Raw genomic sequence first — 20,137 nt, 5'->3', positions numbered from 1 at the left:
GTTCGCGATGATTGAAATGCCGCCGCTCAAGTTCGCGACGACGAACGGAATCCGCATGGGCTATTACGAGGCTGGCCCGGCAGACGACAAGCCGCCGGTCGTGCTGTGCCACGGCTGGCCCGAGCTCGCCTTTTCCTGGCGCCACCAGATCAAGGCACTGAGCGAGGCCGGCATCCGCGTGATCGCGCCCGACCAGCGCGGCTACGGTGCGACCGACCGGCCCGGGCCGGTCGAGGCCTACGACATTGAGCACCTGACCGGCGATCTCGTCGGACTGCTTGATCATCTGCAGATCGATAAGGCGATCTTCGTCGGTCACGATTGGGGCGGCTTCATCGTCTGGCAGATGCCGTTGCGGCACATCGACCGGGTCGCCGGGGTAGTCGGCATCAACACGCCCCACACCAATCGCGCCTGGGCCGATCCGATCGAGCTGTTGCGCGCACGCTTCGGCGACAAGATGTACATCGTTCAATTCCAGGATCCGGCGCGCGAGCCGGACAGGATTTTCGGCAGCCGTGTCGAACAGACTTTCGATGCGTTCATGCGTAAGCCGGTGCCGCGCCCGGCCGACACCCCGCCGGAGGAGGTGGTTGCCGGTGTCGGCGCTTCGCCGCGGCTCAATCTGGCATTTCCGCAGATGATTGCCGGCTATGATGCGAGGCACGATCCGCGTACGCCGATCCTGTCGCCGGAAGAGAAGAAAGTCTTCGTCGATGCCTTCACCAAAACGGGTTTTACCGGCGGCATCAACTGGTACCGCAACATGTCGCGCAACTGGGCGCGCTCCGAAGGGCTCGATCATACGGTCCGCGTGCCGTCGCTGATGATCATGGCCGAGAACGACGCGGTGTTGCCGCCATCCTCCGCTGATGGCATGGACAAGCTGATTCCCGATCTCGAGAAGTATCTCGTTAAGGACAGCGGCCATTGGACGCAGCAGGAGAAGCCGGAAGAGGTCAGTGCCAAGCTGATCGAATGGCGTAGAAGGCGGTTCGGCTAGGCCGTTATTGCGAGCGCAGCGAAGCAATCCAGGAATGTGCCCGCGGAGGCAGTCTGGATTGCTTCGTCGCTTCGCTCCTCGCAATGACGAGATCGACGCCTGAGGCAGGGGGAAGCACTTCTGATGTCATCCAAGAACCGACTGGACCCGATCCCGCATCCGCCGACCAAGCCGGTGGTCGGCAACATGCTGTCGCTGGACTCGGCCGCCCCCGTGCAGCACCTGACGCGGCTCGCAAAAGAGCTGGGTCCGATCTTCTGGCTCGACATGATGGGCTCGCCGATCGTGGTCGTCTCCGGCCACGACCTCGTCGACGAGCTCTCTGACGAAAAGCGCTTCGACAAGACGGTGCGCGGTGCGCTGCGGCGTGTGCGTGCGGTCGGTGGCGACGGCTTGTTCACGGCCGATACCAAGGAGCCGAACTGGAGCAAGGCCCACAACATCCTGCTCCAGCCGTTCGGCAACCGGGCCATGCAGTCGTATCACCCGAGCATGGTCGACATCGCCGAGCAGCTCGTCCACAAATGGGAGCGGCTCAACGCCGACGACGAGATCGACGTCGTCCACGACATGACTGCATTGACGCTGGACACAATCGGCCTGTGCGGCTTCGATTACCGCTTCAACTCGTTCTACCGCCGCGATTACCACCCGTTCGTCGAGTCGCTGGTGCGCTCGCTCGAAACCATCATGATGACGCGTGGCCTGCCCTTCGAGCAGCTTTGGATGCAGAAGCGGCGCAAGACCTTGGCCGAAGACGTCGCCTTCATGAACAAGATGGTCGACGAGATCATTGCAGAACGACGCAAGAGTGCGGACGAGATCGACGACAAGAAGGACATGCTGGCCGCGATGATGACCGGCATCGACCGCGCGACCGGCGAGCAGCTCGATGACGTCAACATTCGCTACCAGATCAACACCTTCCTGATCGCGGGCCACGAGACCACCAGCGGCCTGTTGTCCTACACGCTCTATGCACTGCTCAAGCATCCGGACATCCTCAAGAAGGCCTATGACGAGGTCGACCGCGTCTTCGGTCCCGACGTCGATGCGAAGCCGACCTATCAGCAGGTGACGCAGCTCACCTACATCACGCAGATCCTGAAGGAGGCGCTGCGGCTGTGGCCGCCGGCGCCAGCCTATGGTATCTCGCCCCTCAACGATGAGACCATCGGCGGCGGCAAGTACAAGCTCAGGAAGGGCACGTTCACCACCATCCTGGTGACGGCGCTGCATCGCGATCCCTCAGTCTGGGGACCGAACCCTGATATCTTCGATCCCGAGAATTTCAGCCGCGAGGCGGAAGCCAAACGGCCGATCAATGCCTGGAAGCCGTTCGGCAACGGCCAACGGGCTTGCATCGGCCGGGGCTTTGCCATGCACGAGGCTGCGCTTGCGCTCGGGATGATCCTCCAGCGCTTCAAGCTGATCGATCACCAGCGCTATCAGATGCACCTGAAGGAAACGCTGACGATCAAGCCGGAGGGTTTCAAGATCAAGGTTCGCCCGCGCGCCGATCGCGAGCGCGGTGCCTTTGGCGGACCAGTCGTGGCAGTGGCTTCGGCACCCAAGGGACCGCGTCAGCCGGCCGCCCGGCCCGGCCACAACACGCCGATGCTGGTGCTCTACGGCTCCAATCTCGGCACCGCCGAGGAGCTCGCGACGCGCATGGCCGACCTCGCGGAAATCAACGGCTTTGCCGTGCGTCTCGGCCCGCTCGACGATTACGTCGGCAAGCTGCCGCAGGAAGGAGGCGTACTGATCATCTGCGCCTCCTACAACGGCGCACCGCCTGACAATGCGACGCAGTTCGTCAAATGGCTCGGCAGCGATTTGCCGAAGGACGCCTTTGCCAATGTGCGCTACGCCGTGTTCGGCTGCGGCAACAGCGATTGGGCAGCGACATATCAGTCGGTGCCGCGCTTCATCGACGAGCAATTGTCGGCACATGGCGCGCGCGCCGTCTATCCGCGCGGCGAGGGCGATGCGCGAAGCGATCTCGACGGCCAATTCCAGAAATGGTTTCCGGCGGCTGCCCAGGTCGCGACCAAGGAATTCGGCATCGACTGGAATTTCACCCGCACCCCGGAGGACGATCCGCTCTATGCAATCGAGCCGGTGGCGGTGACCGCCGTCAACACTATCGTGGCCCAGGGCGGTGCTGTCGCGATGAAGGTTCTGGTCAATGAAGAGCTTCAGAACAGAAGCGGGCCCAATCCGTCGGAGCGTTCGACGCGCCATATCGAGGTGCAACTGCCGTCCAACATCACCTATCGGGTCGGCGATCATTTGAGCGTGGTCCCGCGCAACGACCCGACACTGGTAGATTCGGTCGCCCGCCGCTTCGGCTTCCTGCCAGCCGATCAGATCCGGCTTCAGGTCGCCGAAGGCCGCCGGGCGCAATTGCCCGTCGGCGAGGCCGTGTCGGTCGGCCGTCTGCTCAGTGAGTTCGTCGAGCTGCAGCAGGTCGCGACACGGAAGCAGATCCAGATCATGGCGGAGCACACGCGCTGCCCGGTGACGAAACCAAAGCTGCTGGCGTTTGTCGGGGAGGAGGCTGAGCCACTCGAGCTCTACCGCACCGAGATCTTGGCCAGACGCAAATCGGTGTTCGACCTGCTGCTCGAATATCCGGCCTGCGAATTGCCGTTCCACGTCTATCTCGAAATGCTCTCGCTGCTCGCGCCGCGCTATTACTCGATCTCGTCCTCCCCGTCGGTCGACCGGGCGCGGTGCAGCATCACCGTCGGGGTGGTCGAAGGGCCGGCCGCTTCCGGGCGCGGCACCTACAAGGGCATCTGCTCCAATTACCTGGCGAACCGGCGAGCGGGTGATACGATCTACGCCATCGTGCGTGAGACCAAGGCCGGCTTCCGCCTCCCCGACGAGTCATCCGTGCCGATCATCATGATCGGACCGGGCACGGGACTTGCCCCGTTCCGCGGGTTCCTTCAGGAGCGCGCTGCGCGCAGGGCGAAGGGGACTGCTCTTGGTCCGGCGATGCTATTCTTCGGCTGCCGCCATCCCGATCAGGATTTTCTCTACGCAGACGAGCTGAAGGCGCTGGCGGCAAGCGGCATCACCGAGCTTTTCACCGCGTTCTCGCGTGCCGATGGCCCGAAGACCTATGTGCAGCATCTCCTGGCCGCGCGGAAGGACAAGGTCTGGTCGCTGATCGAGCAAGGCGCCATCATCTATGTCTGCGGCGACGGCAGCAAGATGGAGCCCGATGTGAAGGCAGCCCTTGTCGCGATGCACCGCGAAAAGAGCGGTAGCGATGCCGCGGCCAGTGCACGCTGGATCGAGGAGATGGGCGCGAGCAACCGCTATGTGCTGGACGTTTGGGCGGGTGGGTGACCACGGGCCCGATCGTGCTAAACGTCAGGCATGATTCCCTGGGAAAAGATCGACACCGCGCAAATCCCCGGTTCCGACGGTGAGCTCCGCCTGATGCGGCGCGGCAAGGAGTTCTCCATCAAGCTCGGCAGCAACGAGCTGATGAACAGCCGCTTGTCGGGCTCGGAGGCCGCGCTTGCAACGCTGGCGGCAAAGCAGATCGAGAACGTCGCAAAGCCCGTCGTCCTCATCGGCGGCCTCGGCATGGGTTTTACGCTGCGCGCGGCGCTTGCCGTGCTCGGAGGCAAGGCGAGGATCGTGGTCTCCGAACTTGTGCCTGCGGTGGTGGCCTGGGCACGCGGCCCGATGGCGTCGGTCTTCGGCGACAGCCTCGACGATCCCAGGGTGAGCATCCGGGAGACCGACGTTGGCGAAATCATTCGGGCGCAGCGCTCCGCCTTCGACGCCATTCTCCTCGACGTCGACAACGGGCCGGAAGGGCTGACACGAAAGGATAACGACGCGCTCTACAATGCGGACGGTTTGATGGCGGCTAAGACGGCGCTACGGCCAGGCGGCGTGCTCGCTGTCTGGTCGTCAGGGCCCAACCCGGCCTTCACCAAGCGCATTGCGAGCGCCGGCTTCGACGTCAACGAAATCAACGTCCGCGCCACCGGCAGAGGCGGCGGCGCGCGCCACGTGATCTGGATCGCGAGGAAGGGCTAGGCGGCTTGCGCCGCCGCGCCATGCGCGTGGTCGTCGATGGCGCCGATGATCTCGGGCCAGAAGCGCATCGGCAGCGCGTGGCCCATGCCTTCGATCATCAACAGCTTGGCGCCGGGAATTGACGCTGCCGTGTCCTTGCCGCCTTCGGGATGGACCAGGGGATCGACGGTGCCGTGAATGACGAGCGTCGGCGTCTTCACCCCATGCAGCCGTTCCTTGCGGCTGCCCGAGGCGAGCACGGCGCGGAGCTGCCGGCCGACGCCGGCCGGATTGAGTCCGCGTGCGAACACGCGCTCGGCGCGTTCAGGGTCGAGCGCTTCCTCTTCCGGAAAAGACCCGCCGCGCAAGATCTTCCATGTCTGGCCGAAGCGGACCATAAATTCCTCCTTGCTGCGTGGCGGCGGCGCCATCAGCATTGCGGCGGCCTCGCGTGTCGGCGGCGGCACGCGCGGATTGCCCGTCGTCGACATGATCGAGGTCAGCGAGCGTACGCGCTCGGGGAATGATAGCGTCACCTCCTGGGCGATCATGCCGCCCATGGAGGCCCCGACCAGATGCGCCGACTTGATGCCGAGCGCATCCATCAGCCCGACCGTGTCCTTCGCCATGTCGATCAGCTTGTAGGTTGCGGCAACCGGAATCCTGAGGAAGCGTAGCTTCAGCAGCTCGAGCGGCGTCAGCCGCTTGCCGCCGGTCAGATGGCTCGACTTGCCTATGTCGCGGTTGTCGAAGCGGATCACGCGAAAGCCGCGCGCGGCAAGCTGCTCGCAGAATGCATCATCCCAATGGATCATCTGCGCCCCGAGCCCCATGATCAGCAGCAGCGGTTCGGCATTGTCGTTGCCGAAGATTTCGTAGCAGATGTCGATCCCGTTGGCGCGGACGGTCTGGGGCGGCTGATGGACGTTCACGGTCGCTATCCCTTGCTGCTGACCAATGCTGTATTGCACGGTTTCCCGCGGCAAAGAAGCCGTGTGGGCGGCACCGGACCGCTCGCCGGTTGACCGGCCCCTCGCAAGGGTGTGGTATGGCCCAAAAGAAGGGCATCGAAGCTCTCGAGATCAGGAGGACGCCGATGACCGACAAGCTCAACGACCCTGTCGCCATGTGGCAGAAGATGATGGGCGAGATGGAGAAGGGGTTCAACTCCTTCGCCAACGAAGCCATGTCGTCGCCCGAATTCTCACAGGCGATGAACCGCGCGGGAGGAGTTGCTGCAGGTGCTCAGAAGCAGCTCGGTGAACTCATGGAGAAGTATCTCGTCGCAATGAACCTGGCGAGCCGGCAGCAGGTCATGGGCCTTGCGGAACGGCTCCAGTCCATCGAAGCCCAGATCGGCGAGATGAGGTCGATGCTGAGCCAGATGGCGGCAAATTCCGGAATCTCGCAAGGCGGCGCCGGCGCCCCACGGCCGCCGCGGACGAAGCGCCCGCCCTCTGAAAACGGAGAGCGGACATGAACGCGCCGACGGGACTTGATTTCGCATATATCCCGGAGCGCATCCAGACCGAGGTGCAGCGCGCAATCCAACGCAGCATTAAGGGCGTCGAATATTTCTCGACCTCCGGCCCCACGCTCGGATCGACACCGAAGGACGTGCTGCATTCGCGCGGCACGATGAGCCTCTATCACTACCGGCCAATGTCGGACGAGATCTACCGCGTGCCGGTGCTGATCGTGATGGCCACCACCAACCGTGGCTACATTCTCGACCTCGTCCCTGGCCAGAGCTTCATCGAGTTCCTCTTGAGGCGCGGCTATGACGTCTACATGCTCGATTGGAGCGCGCCGCGGCCGGAGGAGAAGAGCCTGCGGATGGAGGACTATGTCCTCGACTTCATTCCGGATTGCGTCCGCCGTGTGCAAGCCGATTCCGGCGAGCAGGACGTTTCCGTCATCGGCTATTGCTTCGGCGGCGTGCTGTCGCTGCTCTACGGCTCGATCCACAAGGACGGGCCGATGAAGAATCTGATCTGCTTCACTACGCCGATCGACTTCCGCGAGATGAAGCTGTTCTCGAACTTCTCCGATCGCCGCTATTTCGACGTCGACCATCTTGTCGATAGCGTCGGCAACGTGCCGCCGGAGATGATCCTGTCCTCGTTCGAGATGTTGCGCCCGGCCTCGCGCACGGTGAGCCAGATCCAACTTTGGGAGAACATCTGGAACGACGAGTTCGTCAAGTCTTACCGCATGTTCGACCGTTGGGCGACCGACACGCTGCCGCTGGCGGGTGAATATTTCCGCACCATCACCAAGGATCTGATGTGGGACAACAAGCTGTTCAATGACAGCATGTCGGTCGGCGGCCGCGCGGCGAAGCTGGAGAACATCAAGGTGCCGATCCTGCATGCGGTCGCCGAGCATGACCACATCGTGCCTTATGACGCCGCAAAGCACCTGATCGCAAAGATCGGCTCCGAGGACAAGGAAGAAGTGATGTTGAAGGGCGGCCACGTCTCCCTCGTGGCCGGTGCCAATGCGGTGAAGCGGCTGTGGCCGAAACTGGACTCCTGGCTGGGAAAGAGATCGACATGAATGAGCAGCGTTCCTATCCGCGTCACCTCAAGACCGATGCCGGTGATATCGAAATCCGCCTGATGTCGCCTGGAGACGAAGCCGCGGTGCTGGCCTTCGGCCAAGGTCTTCCGTCCCATGATCTGTTGTTCCTGCCGCGCAATATCAGCCAGCCGAAGGTGCTCTCCGCCTGGGTCAAGGAGATCGAGCGCGGCGCGATCACGAGCCTGCTCGCGGTGAGGGACGGCAAGGTCGTCGGCTGCGGCACGCTGGTGCGCGATCCGCATTCCTGGTCGCCTCATGTCGGTGAGATCCGCATGGTGGTCTCGTCCGACGTACGCGGGCAGGGTGTCGGGAAGGCGCTCTCGCAGGAGACCTTTGCACTTGCGCTCGGAGCTGGCCTGGAAAAGCTCTCGGTGCAGATGACGGTCGACCAACAGGCGGCGATTGCCTTGTTCGAAAGCCTCGGCTTCAAGGCCGAGGCTCTGCTGCGCGATCATGTCCGGGACGTCGATGGCAAGACCCACGACATCGTCGTGCTCGGGCACAATATCGCGCAGGTTCAGGCCCAGATGGAGGCCTATGGATTGCCAGGCGCGGTCCAGCATTAAGACGAAGATCGGGCCGAAACGGACCTAATTCGTTCGGGACGGCCGCCGACAAAAGCTCGCGGTGCCCTTTTGGGAGGCTGTTCACGATTCCGTGATACCGCAGTGCAATAAGATTATTGCATCGCACAATAGTCCATGCCATATATGTCGTGCCCCGGGCCATGCGGACGGGGTGAGCCATAGCTCAGAGCAATGAGGATGGAGAGAACCCCATGACCACCGAAACCAACACCGCCTTCGAGGCCTTCAAGGACGCTTTCAAGAACATCCAGAATCTGGAAGTTCCTGAGGCCGCCCGCGAGTTCGTCAAGAAGACTGCCAACACCGCCAAAGACCGTGCTGCCGAAGCTTTCGCCGGCTCCGAGCGGGTGACCGCCGCTGTCGAGAACGCGGTGACAGAATCCGTCGCCGAGGCCGGCAAGATCAGCCGCAACATTCAGCAGGCGATCTATGAGGACGCCGAGGCGTTCTTCTCGGGCATCGACAAGCTCGCGTCCGCCAAGTCGATCAGCGAGGCCGTCGAGATCCAGTCGAGCCTGCTCCGCGCCCGCGGTGAAGTGTTCGTCTCGCGAGCCAAGGCGACTGCCGACTATTTCGGCAAGCTCGCCGCCAACGGTGCGAAGTCCGCTCAGGACAATTTCGCCAAGGTCTACAACAAGACCGCGTGATACGGCGCCTTGAGACGAGAAACTGATTTTGAGGCCCGCTTCGGCGGGCCTTTGTTTTTTTGCGCCACCGTCACTGCGAGCCACCGGGCCCGCGCAAAGCGCGGCCCCATGACAGGCTCAGCGAACCAAATCCAGAGTCTTTCCACGGAAGCAGACTGGATTGCTTCGCTTGGCTCGCAATGACGAGTACTGTGATGCAGTGATGACTCCACCCGCCGCCTTCTCCTTCGACACCCCTGGTGACGCCAAACGTGCGGCCGAGCTGCGCCGCGTGAAAGCGCTCGCGACGTTGGTTCTGGCCGCGACGCTTGCGCTCTTCATCGTCGCGAAGATCCTGCTGAACGTGCATCCCGTGTTCGGCTTCGTCGCGGCCTTCGCGGAAGCCGCGACCATCGGCGGGCTCGCCGATTGGTATGCCGTGGTTGCGCTGTTCAAGCGGCCGCTCGGCCTGCCGATCCCGCATACCGCGATCATCCAGAGCAACCAGGCCCGCATCGCCGACAAGCTCGGCGAGTTCATCCAGGTGCATTTCCTCGAGGCGGGACCCGTCGAGGCCAAGCTGAAGGAAATCGATTTCGGCTCCTTCGTTGCCGACTGGCTGCGTGATCGCAAGCGCAGCGACGATCTTGCGCGCTTTGCGCTGCGTCTGCTGCCGGAGGCGTTCTCAGCGACGGAAAGCTCGGGCCTGATGACGTTCATCATCCGCCGCATGTCATCGCAGCTCCAGGCGATCGACCTTGCGCCGCTCGCGGCCGGCACGCTGCGCGGCTTCATAGCTGAGGGACGGCACCAGATTCTGTTCGACGATCTCCTGCGCGTGATGCACGAGACGCTGAATCAGAAGGAGACGATGGCGATGATCCGCGAGAAGGTGCGCGCGGAATTGCCGACCCTGCTCAGGCTCTACCGCGCCGACAAGTTTCTGGTGAACAAGATCGTCGCATCCGCCACCGCCTTCTTCAATGAAGTGCGCAGCGATCCCAAGCATCCGTTTCGCGGTGAATTCGACCGCATGGTGCTGACCTTCGTCGAGAGGCTCGGCACCGACCAGGCCTATATCGACCGTATCGCCGGGCTGAAGCGCGATCTGCTGGCGCGCCCCGAGCTTGCCCAACTCGCCCGCACCGTTTGGGCCAACACGCGCTCCTTCATCGAGCGCAGCGCCAGCGGCGAGACGCAGGTGCTCCAGCATCATCTCGCCGGCATGTTCGTTGCCGCAGGCGAAGCGCTCGCGGGCGATGCCGAGTTGCGCGGCGAGATCAACAAGGGCCTAGTGACCGTGCTGCGCAGCTTCGTCGCCGATCAGAAGGGCGGCGTCTCGACTTTCATCTCCGACCAGGTCAAGGCGTGGAATATGACGCAGTTGATTTCTCTGATCGAAATCAACATCGGGCGCGACTTGCAATACATCCGCTTCAACGGCTCGCTGATCGGCGGCCTGGCCGGACTTGTACTCTACTCCGTCGAATTCCTGCTCCGATTGTTGTGACTTTTGCGTCACGGCCGTTAGCATTAACGCCTGAGCCTATTGTCGCCTTGCGCCTCTCCCGCTTGAATGTCGGGAACCCGCCGCCTAGCTGATTCATGTTGCGCTGCGGAACGTTCAAGAGGCCGGCGTGTTGGAATCCATGCCCGTTTTCCGGCAACGCAGCCGGGCTTTCCAGGAATTCTTCCCAAGGGAACATTGATGACCGCAACTGCCCAGACGCTGCGTCCGCCGTCCCGCTCCCTGATGTTGCTGGAGGGGCGCGCGATCCACGAGTTCGGCGCCTTCCTCGGCGCGCTGCCGCTCTTGAGCCTCGCGCCGCGCGGTGACGGGCATCCGGTGCTGGTGCTGCCAGGCCTCGTGGCCTCCGATTCCTCCACGCGCGCGCTACGCGCGTTTCTGACCAGCAAGGGCTATGCGGTGAGCGGCTGGGGCCAGGGTCGCAACTACGGCCTGCGTCCCGGCGTCCAGCAAGCGATGGTCGATCTGGTCCAGGAACTCAGCGACGCGCATGGCCGCAAGATCAGCCTGATCGGCTGGAGCCTCGGCGGCCTCTATGCACGCCAGCTCGCCAAGATGATGCCGGAGCGCGTGCGCCAGGTGATTACGCTCGGCAGCCCCTTTGCCGGCAATCCGCGTTCGACCAACGCCTGGCGCGTCTATGAATGGGCGAGCGGGCGGAAGGCCGACGAGGTCGATCCGCACTTCGGCGGCGAGCTCGCCGTCCCGCCGCCGGTGCCGACCACCGCCATCTTCAGCCGCACCGATGGTGTCTGCGCCTGGCAGGGCTGCATGGAGAAATCGGGAGCGCAGACCGAGAGCATCGAGGTCGAAAGCAGCCATTGCGGCATGGGACACCATCCCGCCGTGGTCTACGCGGTCGCCGATCGCCTCGCACAGACGGAAGGCCAGTGGCAGCCGTTCGACCGCAGCGGCTGGCGCAGCCTGGCCTATCCCGATCCGCATCGGTGATGCTTCGCCTCTGCCCGTAAGAACGAAACGGGAGAGGAGCAACGGCGTGGTTCCCCTCCATTGTCGCGCCCGCACCAAACGCGCTATGCCTTCCGCATGGCACATCCGTTGTCCCGCATCATCGACCAGCTCAAGCGCGAGCCGTCGCGCACGGGCTCCATCGTCATCACCGTATTCGGTGATGCCATCGTACCGCGCGGCGGTGTGGTGTGGCTCGGTACGCTGTTGGAATTCTTCGAAAGCCTCGACATCGACAGCGGCGTGGTGCGTACCGCGATGTCGCGCCTTGCAGCCGATGGCTGGCTGACGCGCGAAAAGGTTGGCCGCAACAGCTTCTATCGGCTGGCCGAAAAGGGACGCCAGACCTTCGAGGCCGCGACGCGCCACATCTACGATCCGCCGCCGTCCGACTGGACCGGGCGCTTCGAGCTGCTGCTGATCGGCAATGGCGAGGACCGCGACGCCTCGCGCGAGGCACTCCGCAATGCCGGCTTCGGCACTCCGCTGCCGGGCGTTTGGGTTGCGCCATCGGGCGTACCGGTGCCCGACGAGGCGGTTGGCGCGATCCGTCTTGAAGTCTCGGCGGAGGATGACAGCGGGCGCCGCCTGCTCAGCGCGAGCTGGCCGCTGGACCGTACCGCGGACGCCTATGTGAAATTCATGAAGACGTTCGAGCCGCTCCGTGCCGCGATCGCCCGCGGCACGGATTTGTCCGAGACCGACGCCTTCACCGCGCGCATCCTCCTGATCCACTATTACCGCCGCGTCGTGCTGCGCGACCCGCTGTTGCCCGAAAGCCTGCTGCCGGCGGATTGGCCGGGCAGGGCAGCGCGTGCGCTTTGTGGCGAGATTTATCGCGCGCTGCTGGCTCCCTCGGAACAGTGGCTCGACAGGCATGGAACTAACGAGAGGGGACCCTTGCCGGCGGCGCGGAAGCTTCTGGAACGGAGGTTCGGGGTCTGATATATGTTACAGAAATATCTTGCATGAACTAAATTTTGTTATACAATTCCTCCCAACAAATCGGGAGGATGCGCATGTATACCCAGGCGCTGAACACGGCCGAGACCGACGATCGCGGTCTTGAGGACGCAGCCAGGGCTGCACAATTCCAGGCCCGCATTGATGCCGAGGAGCGCATCGAGCCGAACGACTGGATGCCGGCGGCCTATCGCAAGACGCTCACCCGCCAGATCTCCCAGCACGCCCATTCCGAGATCGTCGGCATGCTGCCGGAGGGCAATTGGATCACGCGCGCCCCGACGCTGCGCCGCAAGGCCGCGCTGCTCGCCAAGGTGCAGGACGAATGCGGCCACGGGCTCTATCTCTATGCCGCCGCCGAGACGTTAGGGACCTCGCGCGAAGAGCTGGTCGATGCCATGCTCGCCGGCAAGGCCAAATATTCCTCGATCTTCAATTATCCGACGCTGACCTGGGCCGACATCGGCACTATCGGCTGGCTGGTCGACGGCGCCGCGATCATGAACCAGATCCCGCTGTGCCGCTGCTCCTATGGCCCCTATGCGCGCGCGATGATCCGCGTCTGCAAGGAGGAGTCCTTTCACCAGCGTCAGGGCTACGAGATCATGTTGACGCTGTGCCGCGGCTCGGAGGAGCAGAAGGCGATGGCGCAGGATGCGTTGAACCGCTGGTGGTGGCCGGTGCTGATGATGTTCGGGCCGCCCGATGCCGCGAGCCAGCACAGCGACACCTCGACGAAGTGGAAGATCAAGCGCTTCTCCAATGACGAACTGCGCCAGAAATTCGTCGATGCCACCGTGCCTCAGGCGCAATATCTCGGCCTCACCATTCCCGATCCCGCCATGACGCAGGATGCCGACGGGCACTGGCGCTACAGCGAGATCGACTGGACCGAATTCAAGCAGGTGCTCGCCGGCAACGGCCCCTGCAATCGCGATCGGCTCGCCGCGCGCCGCAAGGCGCACGAGGAGGGCGCCTGGGTGCGCGAGGCGGCGGCTAGCTACGCCGCTAAGCGCGCGCAGCGTCAGACCGCACAAGCCGCGGAATAGGAGATCACGATGGCCACGCCGAACACGCCGCTGTGGGAAGTCTTCATTCGCAGCCGCAACGGGCTCGCGCACAAGCATGTCGGCTCGCTGCATGCAAGCGACGCGACGATGGCGCTGCAGGCCGCCCGCGACATCTACACCCGCCGCGGCGAGGGCCTGTCGATCTGGGTCGTGCCGTCCACTGCGATCACCGCGAGCGATCCCGCCGACAAGGGCATGATGTTCGAGCCGGCGGAGTCGAAGATCTATCGGCACCCGACCTTTTATGAGGTGCCCGAAGAGGTGGGACATATGTGATGCCGGTCGCCAACATCCAGGTCTCTGAAACGCCGCTGGTGCTCTACGCGCTGCGCCGGGCCGACGATGCGCTAATTCTCGGCCACCGGTTGTCGGAATGGTGCGGGCATGCGCCGATGCTGGAAGAGGACATGGCGCTGTCCAACATCGCGCTCGATCTTATCGGGCAGGCGCGGGAGCTCTATGGCTATGCTGCCAGGATCGAGGGCGAGGACAACGACGAGGACAAGTTCGCTTATCTGCGCGACGTCAGGCAGTACCGCAATCTGCTGCTGGTCGAGCAGCCGAACGGAGACTTCGCTCAGACGCTGGTTCGGCAGTTCTTCTATTCCGCCTTCGCCGATTTCTATTGGCGCGCGATGATGACCTCGCGCGATACGACGCTTGCCGCCATTGCAGCCAAGTCGGAGAAAGAGAGCGCCTATCATCTGCGCCATGCCTCGGAGTGGATCATCCGGCTCGGTGACGGCACGGACGAAAGCCGCGCCCGCGCGCAGGCCGCGATCGATCATCTCTGGGCCTTCACCGGTGAGATGTTTGCCGTCGACAAGGGCGAACGCGCCCTGATCGATGCCGACATTGCGGTTGATCCGGCGAGCTTGCGCGGTCGCTGGTTGACGACGTTGTCGGATATCGTCAGCGAGGCGACACTTGAGCTGCCGCAGAACGGCTGGATGCAGCAGGGTGGCCGTTCTGGCCGGCACAGCGAGCATCTCGGCCATCTGCTGTCCGAGCTGCAATCGATGCAGCGCACTTTTCCGGGGCTGACATGGTGACGGCGCTGGATCGCGACACTGACCTGCGCCGGCGCGCCTGGGATGCTGCGGCGAGCGTGGTCGATCCCGAGATTCCGGTGCTGACTATCGGCGATCTCGGCGTGCTCCGTGACGTCGTTCTGGACGGCGATCGCGTCGAGGTCGCGATCACGCCGACCTATTCGGGCTGCCCTGCCATGAACATGATCGCACTCGAAGTCGAGCTCGCGCTGGAACGCGCCGGCTTCCGTCGTCCGAACGTGCGTACGGTGCTGTCGCCGGCCTGGACCACGGATTGGATGAGCGGGGAGGGGCGCGCCAAGCTGCGCGCCTACGGCATCGCGCCGCCGCAGGCCTCAAGCTCGCGCCGCGCGCTATTCGGCGGACAGACCGTCGCGTGTCCGCAATGCGGTTCTGATAAGACCGAACTCTTGTCCGAATTCGGCTCGACCTCCTGCAAGGCGCTCTGGCGCTGCAAGGCCTGCCGCGAACCCTTCGACTATTTCAAGTGTCATTGACCATGTCAGCAGCCGCACCGCGCTTCCATCGCCTGGCCGTCAACGACCTCCGTCGCGAGGCCTCGGACGCCATCTCGATGACCTTCGCCATTCCCGGCGAACTCGCCAGCGATTACGCGTTCACGCCCGGCCAATACCTGACGCTCCGCACGACGCTCGATGGCGAAGAGGTTCGCCGCTCCTATTCCATCTGTTCCGGACCCGAGGACGGCGAGATCCGGATTGCCGTGAAGAAGGTCGACGGCGGCGCATTTTCGAGCTGGGCGGCGGACGAGCTGAAATGCGGTGACGAACTCGATGTGATGACGCCGACGGGGCGCTTCGGCCTGGTCCCATCGGCGGAGAGCGGGCGCATCCATGTCGGCTTTGCCGCGGGCTCCGGCATCACGCCCATCCTCTCGATCGTGAAGGGCATACTCGCGCGTGAACCGCAGAGCCGCTTCTTCTTGTTCTACGGCAACCGCTCTACCGACAACATCATGTTTCTCGAAGCGCTGGAGGAGCTGAAGGATCGCTTCATCGACCGTCTTTCGATCTTCCACGTCATCTCCGGTGAGGAACAGGACATCCCGATCCTGCATGGCCGGCTCGACGGCGACAAGGTGAGGGTGCTCTTGCGTTCGCTGGTGCCGGCCGCAAGCGTCGACCATGTCTTCATCTGCGGTCCATCAGGCATGAGCGAGGACATCGAGGCGACCTGCCGCGATCTTGGGGTCGCGGAAGAGCGTATCCATGTGGAGCGCTTCGTCTCCGAATTCGGCGGCAAGCCGCGGCCGAAGAAGGCCGTTGCCCCCGACGCGCCACCGAAGGCGGTCGCGTCCCTCATCATCGACGGCAAACGCCGCGATGTGCCTGTTGCCGAGGACGAGGCGATCCTCGATGCCGCGCTCCGCGCCGGCGTCGATCTGCCCTTCGCCTGCAAGGGCGGCATGTGCTCGACCTGCCGCGCCAAGCTGGTCGAGGGCGAGGCGCCGATGGACATCAACTACTCGCTGGAACCCTGGGAGCTGAAGGCCGGCTTTATCCTGACCTGTCAGGCGAAGCCGTCGTCGGAGCGAGTCGTGGTCGATTACGACCATGTTTGACAGTTTTGGCCGAGCAGCAGAGCATGATGGATAAACACTTGCCCGGGAGAAGCGCGTGAACATCAAAGCTGCCCTGTCGCCCGAGGATATCGCCCGCGCCTGTGCTGACGCGATGTGGGCGGAGGACGATGCCTCCAAGGGGCTCGGCATGGAGATCGTCGACATCGGCCCGGGCTTCGCGACGGTGACGATGGTGGTGCGGCCGGACATGGTCAACGGCCAGCGCATCGCCCACGGCGGCTTCATCTTCACGCTCGCCGATTCTGCCTTCGCATTTGCCTGCAACTCGCACAATGAGCGCGTCGTCGCGGCGCAAGGCCAGATCACTTTCATCAGGCCGGGCAAGCTCGGCGATTGCCTGGTTGCGAAGGCTAGAGAGATCACCCGTGGCGGCCGCTCCGGCATCTACGACGTGCGTGTCACTGTCGGCGACACCGTCATCGCGGAGTTCCGCGGGCATTCGCGTGTCATTCCCGGCGCGTGGCTGCCGGCGCAGGATCAATAAGAAAGCAAAGAAAAGAACAAACGAAGATGAGGGGAAACGAGGATGGCTCTGACGAGGCTCAAGGAAGGTGGCAACACTTATAGCGCGGAGATGGACGCGCAGGAGCGCGCCTCGCGTGACGAGATCATGGCACTGCAGAAGCAGCGGCTGGCCTGGTCGCTGAAGCACGCCTATGACAACGTCGCGCATTACCGCAACGCCTTCGACAAGGCCGGCGTGCATCCGTCCGACTTTCGCGAGCTTGCGGATCTCGCAAAATTCCCCTTCACGGTGAAGACCGATCTCCGCGACAATTATCCTTTTAACATGTTCGCCGTGCCGCGCGAAAAGCTGGTGCGGGTGCATGCCTCCTCAGGCACCACGGGCAAGCCGATCGTAGTCGGCTATACCCAACGCGACATAGACACCTGGTCGGACGTGATGGCGCGCTCGATCCGCGCCGCCGGCGGCCGGACTGGCATGATCATCCACAATGCCTATGGTTATGGTCTTTTCACCGGCGGACTCGGCGTCCACTACGGCGCCGAGAAGCTCGCCTGCACCGTGGTGCCGATCTCCGGCGGCATGACTGAACGGCAGGTGCAGCTCATCAACGATTTCCGGCCCGACATCATCACGGTGACGCCGAGCTACATGCTGGCGATCCTCGACGAGTTCAAGCGGCAGAAGCTCAATCCGCGCCAGTGCTCGCTCAAGATCGGCATCTTCGGCGCCGAGCCTTGGACCAACGCCATGCGCGGCGAGATCGAGGACGCCTTCGACATGGATGCGACCGACATCTATGGTCTCTCCGAGGTGATCGGTCCCGGCGTCGCGCAGGAATGCATCGAGACGAAGGATGGGCTCCATATCTGGGAGGACCATTTCTATCCCGAGGTGATCGACCCCGAGACCGGCGCGGTGCTGCCCGACGGCGAGAAGGGGGAGCTGGTCTTCACCTCCCTCACCAAGGAAGCGTTCCCGGTGATCCGCTATCGCACCCGCGACCTGACGCGGCTATTGCCGGGCACGGCGCGGCCGGGCATGCGGCGCATGGAGAAAGTGACGGGGCGCTCGGATGACATGATCATCCTGCGCGGGGTCAATCTGTTCCCGACCCAGATCGAGGAGGTGCTGCTCGCCACCGACTGGTGCGGCGGCCACTTCATCCTGGAACTCACCCGCGAAGGCCGCATGGACGAGCTCACCATCATCGCCGAAGCGCGTCCCGAAAGCTGGGACGGTCGCGGGCTTGTCGATCACGCCGACAGGGTATCGACCCAAATCAAGAATACGATCGGGATCAGCTCCAAGGTTCAGGTGGTCGCACCGGCCACGCTGGAGCGCTCGCTCGGCAAGGCCAAGCGGCTCTACGACAAGCGGCCGAAGGATTGACTTGATCGTCTCCAAAGGCGACAAGCCCCGCAAGAAATCACGGGTCTTTCGATGTCGCCAGCCGATGCCAAAACCGTTGAAGCGCGCTGCGTCCGCCTCAATGCCAAGGCCGAGAACGCCGCGGCGCTTGCGCCGGTGGTCGAGCCTCAGACGCTCACGCGTGGTCCGAACGATCTCCTGATCGAGGTAAAGGCTGCCGCAGTCAATCCCTCGGATGTGAAGGCCGCAACGGGCCTGATGCCTTATGCCGTCTTCCCGCGGACGCCCGGCCGTGACTACGCTGGTGTGGTGATCGATGGGCCGGCCGGCACGATCGGCCGTGAGGTGTTCGGCTCGTCCGGCGATCTCGGCATCCGCCGCGACGGCACCCACGCAACCCATCTCGTCGTCGAAGCCGATGCCGTGGTGGAGAAGTCGAAGACGTTGTCCTGGGAGGAAGCCGCCGGCATCGGCGTGCCCTTCGTCACGGCCATGGAAGGCTTTTGCCGCGCCGGCGTGCCGAAGAGCGGCGAGACCGTGTTGGTGTTCGGCGTCAATGGCAAGGTCGGCCAGGCTGCTGTGCAGATCGCGACCTGGCAGGGCGCACGCGTGATCGGCGTGGTGCGCAAGGCAGAAGCTTATGAAGGCCACACCAACGCGCTGGTCGAGGTGATCGATGCCTCCACGAGCGATGTCGCCACGCGCGTGCGCGATTTGACCGGCGGCAAAGGCACAGACGTCGTCTTCAACACGGTCGGCGATCCCTATTTCCAGGCGGCGCACAAGTCGCTTGCCTTGCGCGGCCGCCAGATCCTGATCGCCGCGATCGACCGCATCGTGCAATTCAACATTCTCGAATTCTACCGGGGGCAGCATACATATGTGGGCATCGACACGCTTGGCCTGTCGTCGTCGGCGACCGGCGCGGTGCTGCGCGATCTCGGCGCGGGCTTTGCGAGTGGCCACCTGAAGCCGTTCCCGATCAAGGCGAATGCCGTCTACCCGCTGGAGCGCGCCAAGGACGCTTATGTCGCGGTTGCGGGTTCGTCTCGCGACAGGGTAATCCTGCGGCCATGAAAACGCGTCATTGCGAGCGTAGCGAAGCAATCCAGGGTCTTTCAAGGGCGGCAGTCTGGATTGCTTCGCTGCGCTCGCAATGACGGCGAATGGCGAGAGACCTGAGAACCACCGATGGAACCTGCACAACTCGTCATCCTCGCCGGTCTCGTCATCGGCCTGATCTATGGCGCTGTCGGTCTGCTCAGCGGCTTCTGTCTGATGAGCAGCATGCGCGGTTTTCTGGCGGGGGGCGACGGGCGGCTGGTGCGCACTTATGCGCTGGCGATTGCGGTTGCGATCGCCGCCAGCCAGTTGCTGGCGGGCAGCGGCACGGTCGATCTCGGCAAGTCGATCTATCTGCAACAAACCTTCTCTGCGCCGTCGCTGTTCCTCGGCGGCTTGCTGTTTGGCTACGGCATGGTGCTGTCAAATGGCTGTGGCTCGCGCGCGCTGGTGCTGCTCGGCCGCGGCAATCTGCGCTCCTTCGTCGTCGTGATCGTGCTTGCGATTGCCGCGCAGATGACGCTCAAGGGCCTGATTGCGCCGGCCCGCATTGCGCTGGTTCAGGCGTCGCAAGCTACCGTCAACGCGAATTCGCTGCCGTCGCTGCTGGCCACGCTTGGTGCCGCTGAACCGGTTTCGCGCGCGCTCGCTGCTGCCGCTGTCGTCGTCGCGCTGATCCTGTTTGCCTTCGCGCAGCCGGCGTTCCGGCGCTCGCCGGGCCAGATCGCGGCCGGCGTCATCGTTGGACTTCTCGTTGCCAGTGGCTGGTTCGCCACCGGCTCTCTCGGCGCCGACGATTTCAATCCGGTGCCGGTGACTTCGCTCACCTTCATCGCGCCGATCGCCGATAGCCTGCAATACGCCATGCTCTCGACCGGCCTGACACTCAATTTCGGAATCGCGACCGTCGCCGGCGTCTTCGCCGGTAGCCTGGTCACGGCGCTCGCGACGGGTCGTTTTCATGTCGAAGGCTATTCCTCGCCCCGCCACATGCTGCGTTCAGCCGGCGGCGCCGCGCTGATGGGAATCGGCGGCGTGATGGCGTTCGGTTGCTCGATCGGGCAGGGGCTCACCGGAATGTCCACACTGGCGCTGGGCTCGTTCGTCGCTGTTGCCGGCATCCTGCTCGGCACGGCGGCGGGACTGCGCGGTGCACTGCGCGTTCAGCCTCTCAAGACGGCAGCCGGGGCCGACTCACCGGCCCCTTGAG

Annotated in this window: 20 protein-coding genes; 19 read left to right on the top strand and 1 reads right to left on the bottom strand. The window is 63.7% G+C overall.

The features are described 5' to 3' along the window. Nucleotides 1-7: 7 nt before the first annotated feature. From IVA96_RS29640 to IVA96_RS29630, 3 genes are all read left to right on the top strand, one after another. Nucleotides 8-1,003: an alpha/beta hydrolase gene (locus IVA96_RS29640; RefSeq protein WP_247420858.1), complete on the top strand. Its 996-nt coding sequence runs from the start codon at nt 8-10 to the stop codon at nt 1,001-1,003. A gap of 123 nt (nt 1,004-1,126) precedes the next feature. Beyond that, nucleotides 1,127-4,363, top strand: coding sequence for a cytochrome P450 (locus tag IVA96_RS29635; RefSeq protein ID WP_247420856.1), 3,237 nt, complete (start codon nt 1,127-1,129; stop codon nt 4,361-4,363). Nucleotides 4,364-4,393: 30 nt separating this feature from the next. Then, the gene (locus IVA96_RS29630) at nt 4,394-5,068 is read left to right on the top strand and encodes a spermidine synthase (RefSeq protein ID WP_247279830.1); all 675 of its coding nucleotides are present in this window, start codon (nt 4,394-4,396) and stop codon (nt 5,066-5,068) included. On the opposite strand, the gene IVA96_RS29625 is transcribed toward IVA96_RS29630, so the two are convergent. Continuing rightward, a complete protein-coding gene (locus IVA96_RS29625) occupies nt 5,065-5,979 on the bottom strand; it encodes an alpha/beta hydrolase (protein WP_247420853.1) in 915 nt (304 codons plus the stop codon). The genes IVA96_RS29630 and IVA96_RS29625 overlap by 4 nt on opposite strands. Before the next feature lie 164 nt (nt 5,980-6,143). Between IVA96_RS29625 and IVA96_RS29620 the strand changes: the two genes are divergently transcribed. From IVA96_RS29620 to IVA96_RS29545, 16 genes are all read left to right on the top strand, one after another. Beyond that, nucleotides 6,144-6,527: a hypothetical protein gene (locus IVA96_RS29620; protein WP_247279828.1), complete on the top strand. Its 384-nt coding sequence runs from the start codon at nt 6,144-6,146 to the stop codon at nt 6,525-6,527. Then, nucleotides 6,524-7,606, top strand: coding sequence for an alpha/beta fold hydrolase (locus IVA96_RS29615; protein WP_247420850.1), 1,083 nt, complete (start codon nt 6,524-6,526; stop codon nt 7,604-7,606). Before IVA96_RS29620 ends, IVA96_RS29615 begins: the two co-directional genes overlap by 4 nt. After that, nucleotides 7,603-8,196, top strand: coding sequence for a GNAT family N-acetyltransferase (locus IVA96_RS29610; RefSeq protein WP_247420848.1), 594 nt, complete (start codon nt 7,603-7,605; stop codon nt 8,194-8,196). The genes IVA96_RS29615 and IVA96_RS29610 overlap by 4 nt, the downstream gene beginning before the upstream one ends. Nucleotides 8,197-8,408: 212 nt before the next feature. Beyond that, nucleotides 8,409-8,864, top strand: coding sequence for a phasin (locus IVA96_RS29605; RefSeq protein ID WP_247420845.1), 456 nt, complete (start codon nt 8,409-8,411; stop codon nt 8,862-8,864). A 202-nt stretch (nt 8,865-9,066) separates the two neighbouring features. Then, complete coding sequence (locus IVA96_RS29600; RefSeq protein ID WP_247420842.1) at nt 9,067-10,353, top strand: DUF445 domain-containing protein; 1,287 nt, start codon at nt 9,067-9,069, stop codon at nt 10,351-10,353. Between the two features lie 198 nt (nt 10,354-10,551). Then, nucleotides 10,552-11,322 (top strand): alpha/beta hydrolase, encoded by a 771-nt coding sequence (locus tag IVA96_RS29595; protein WP_247420839.1) that lies wholly within the window; start codon nt 10,552-10,554, stop codon nt 11,320-11,322. Between the two features lie 96 nt (nt 11,323-11,418). Next, nucleotides 11,419-12,285, top strand: a complete 867-nt coding sequence (paaX, locus tag IVA96_RS29590; protein WP_247279823.1) for a phenylacetic acid degradation operon negative regulatory protein PaaX — start codon at nt 11,419-11,421, stop codon at nt 12,283-12,285. Nucleotides 12,286-12,359: 74 nt separating this feature from the next. Continuing rightward, nucleotides 12,360-13,352 (top strand): 1,2-phenylacetyl-CoA epoxidase subunit PaaA, encoded by a 993-nt coding sequence (gene paaA, locus IVA96_RS29585; protein ID WP_247420838.1) that lies wholly within the window; start codon nt 12,360-12,362, stop codon nt 13,350-13,352. A gap of 9 nt (nt 13,353-13,361) precedes the next feature. Beyond that, nucleotides 13,362-13,649 carry a 1,2-phenylacetyl-CoA epoxidase subunit PaaB gene (paaB, locus tag IVA96_RS29580; protein ID WP_106942621.1) on the top strand — a complete coding sequence of 96 codons (288 nt, stop codon included), beginning with the start codon at nt 13,362-13,364 and terminating at the stop codon, nt 13,647-13,649. Next, nucleotides 13,649-14,425, top strand: coding sequence for a 1,2-phenylacetyl-CoA epoxidase subunit PaaC (gene paaC, locus IVA96_RS29575; RefSeq protein WP_247420835.1), 777 nt, complete (start codon nt 13,649-13,651; stop codon nt 14,423-14,425). The genes paaB and paaC overlap by 1 nt, the downstream gene beginning before the upstream one ends. Further along, nucleotides 14,419-14,922, top strand: coding sequence for a 1,2-phenylacetyl-CoA epoxidase subunit PaaD (gene paaD, locus IVA96_RS29570; RefSeq protein WP_247279820.1), 504 nt, complete (start codon nt 14,419-14,421; stop codon nt 14,920-14,922). The genes paaC and paaD overlap by 7 nt, the downstream gene beginning before the upstream one ends. A 2-nt stretch (nt 14,923-14,924) precedes the next feature. Next, the gene (paaE, locus tag IVA96_RS29565) at nt 14,925-16,007 is read left to right on the top strand and encodes a 1,2-phenylacetyl-CoA epoxidase subunit PaaE (protein WP_247420831.1); all 1,083 of its coding nucleotides are present in this window, start codon (nt 14,925-14,927) and stop codon (nt 16,005-16,007) included. A gap of 55 nt (nt 16,008-16,062) precedes the next feature. Next, the gene (gene paaI, locus IVA96_RS29560; RefSeq protein WP_247420828.1) at nt 16,063-16,512 is read left to right on the top strand and encodes a hydroxyphenylacetyl-CoA thioesterase PaaI; all 450 of its coding nucleotides are present in this window, start codon (nt 16,063-16,065) and stop codon (nt 16,510-16,512) included. Between the two features lie 42 nt (nt 16,513-16,554). After that, on the top strand, nt 16,555-17,886 hold the full coding sequence (paaK, locus tag IVA96_RS29555) for a phenylacetate--CoA ligase PaaK (RefSeq protein WP_247420825.1): 1,332 nt from the start codon (nt 16,555-16,557) through the stop codon (nt 17,884-17,886). 51 nt (nt 17,887-17,937) lie between these two features. Further along, on the top strand, nt 17,938-18,942 hold the full coding sequence (locus IVA96_RS29550; RefSeq protein ID WP_247420823.1) for a zinc-binding alcohol dehydrogenase family protein: 1,005 nt from the start codon (nt 17,938-17,940) through the stop codon (nt 18,940-18,942). Nucleotides 18,943-19,056: 114 nt separating this feature from the next. Beyond that, nucleotides 19,057-20,136, top strand: coding sequence for a YeeE/YedE family protein (locus IVA96_RS29545; protein WP_247420821.1), 1,080 nt, complete (start codon nt 19,057-19,059; stop codon nt 20,134-20,136). Nucleotide 20,137: the final 1 nt, after the last annotated feature.

This window comes from Bradyrhizobium sp. 159 (genome assembly GCF_023073795.1).
Taxonomy (GTDB): domain Bacteria; phylum Pseudomonadota; class Alphaproteobacteria; order Rhizobiales; family Xanthobacteraceae; genus Bradyrhizobium.
The sequence above is the reverse complement of the archived record's forward strand: the minus strand, read 5'-3'. Positions and strand labels throughout refer to the sequence as shown.

What these genes read in the sequence shown, in the direction of transcription:
- IVA96_RS29640 (WP_247420858.1), top strand. Translation starts at nt 8, where the DNA reads ATGATTGAAATGCCGCCGCTCAAGTTCGCGACGACGAACGGAATCCGC.
- IVA96_RS29635 (WP_247420856.1), top strand. Translation starts at nt 1,127, where the DNA reads ATGTCATCCAAGAACCGACTGGACCCGATCCCGCATCCGCCGACCAAG.
- IVA96_RS29630 (WP_247279830.1), top strand. Translation starts at nt 4,394, where the DNA reads ATGATTCCCTGGGAAAAGATCGACACCGCGCAAATCCCCGGTTCCGAC.
- IVA96_RS29620 (WP_247279828.1), top strand. Translation starts at nt 6,144, where the DNA reads ATGACCGACAAGCTCAACGACCCTGTCGCCATGTGGCAGAAGATGATG.
- IVA96_RS29615 (WP_247420850.1), top strand. Translation starts at nt 6,524, where the DNA reads ATGAACGCGCCGACGGGACTTGATTTCGCATATATCCCGGAGCGCATC.
- IVA96_RS29610 (WP_247420848.1), top strand. Translation starts at nt 7,603, where the DNA reads ATGAATGAGCAGCGTTCCTATCCGCGTCACCTCAAGACCGATGCCGGT.
- IVA96_RS29605 (WP_247420845.1), top strand. Translation starts at nt 8,409, where the DNA reads ATGACCACCGAAACCAACACCGCCTTCGAGGCCTTCAAGGACGCTTTC.
- IVA96_RS29600 (WP_247420842.1), top strand. Translation starts at nt 9,067, where the DNA reads ATGACTCCACCCGCCGCCTTCTCCTTCGACACCCCTGGTGACGCCAAA.
- IVA96_RS29595 (WP_247420839.1), top strand. Translation starts at nt 10,552, where the DNA reads ATGACCGCAACTGCCCAGACGCTGCGTCCGCCGTCCCGCTCCCTGATG.
- paaX (WP_247279823.1), top strand. Translation starts at nt 11,419, where the DNA reads ATGGCACATCCGTTGTCCCGCATCATCGACCAGCTCAAGCGCGAGCCG.
- paaA (WP_247420838.1), top strand. Translation starts at nt 12,360, where the DNA reads ATGTATACCCAGGCGCTGAACACGGCCGAGACCGACGATCGCGGTCTT.
- paaB (WP_106942621.1), top strand. Translation starts at nt 13,362, where the DNA reads ATGGCCACGCCGAACACGCCGCTGTGGGAAGTCTTCATTCGCAGCCGC.
- paaC (WP_247420835.1), top strand. Translation starts at nt 13,649, where the DNA reads ATGCCGGTCGCCAACATCCAGGTCTCTGAAACGCCGCTGGTGCTCTAC.
- paaD (WP_247279820.1), top strand. Translation starts at nt 14,419, where the DNA reads ATGGTGACGGCGCTGGATCGCGACACTGACCTGCGCCGGCGCGCCTGG.
- paaE (WP_247420831.1), top strand. Translation starts at nt 14,925, where the DNA reads ATGTCAGCAGCCGCACCGCGCTTCCATCGCCTGGCCGTCAACGACCTC.
- paaK (WP_247420825.1), top strand. Translation starts at nt 16,555, where the DNA reads ATGGCTCTGACGAGGCTCAAGGAAGGTGGCAACACTTATAGCGCGGAG.
- IVA96_RS29550 (WP_247420823.1), top strand. Translation starts at nt 17,938, where the DNA reads ATGTCGCCAGCCGATGCCAAAACCGTTGAAGCGCGCTGCGTCCGCCTC.
- IVA96_RS29545 (WP_247420821.1), top strand. Translation starts at nt 19,057, where the DNA reads ATGGAACCTGCACAACTCGTCATCCTCGCCGGTCTCGTCATCGGCCTG.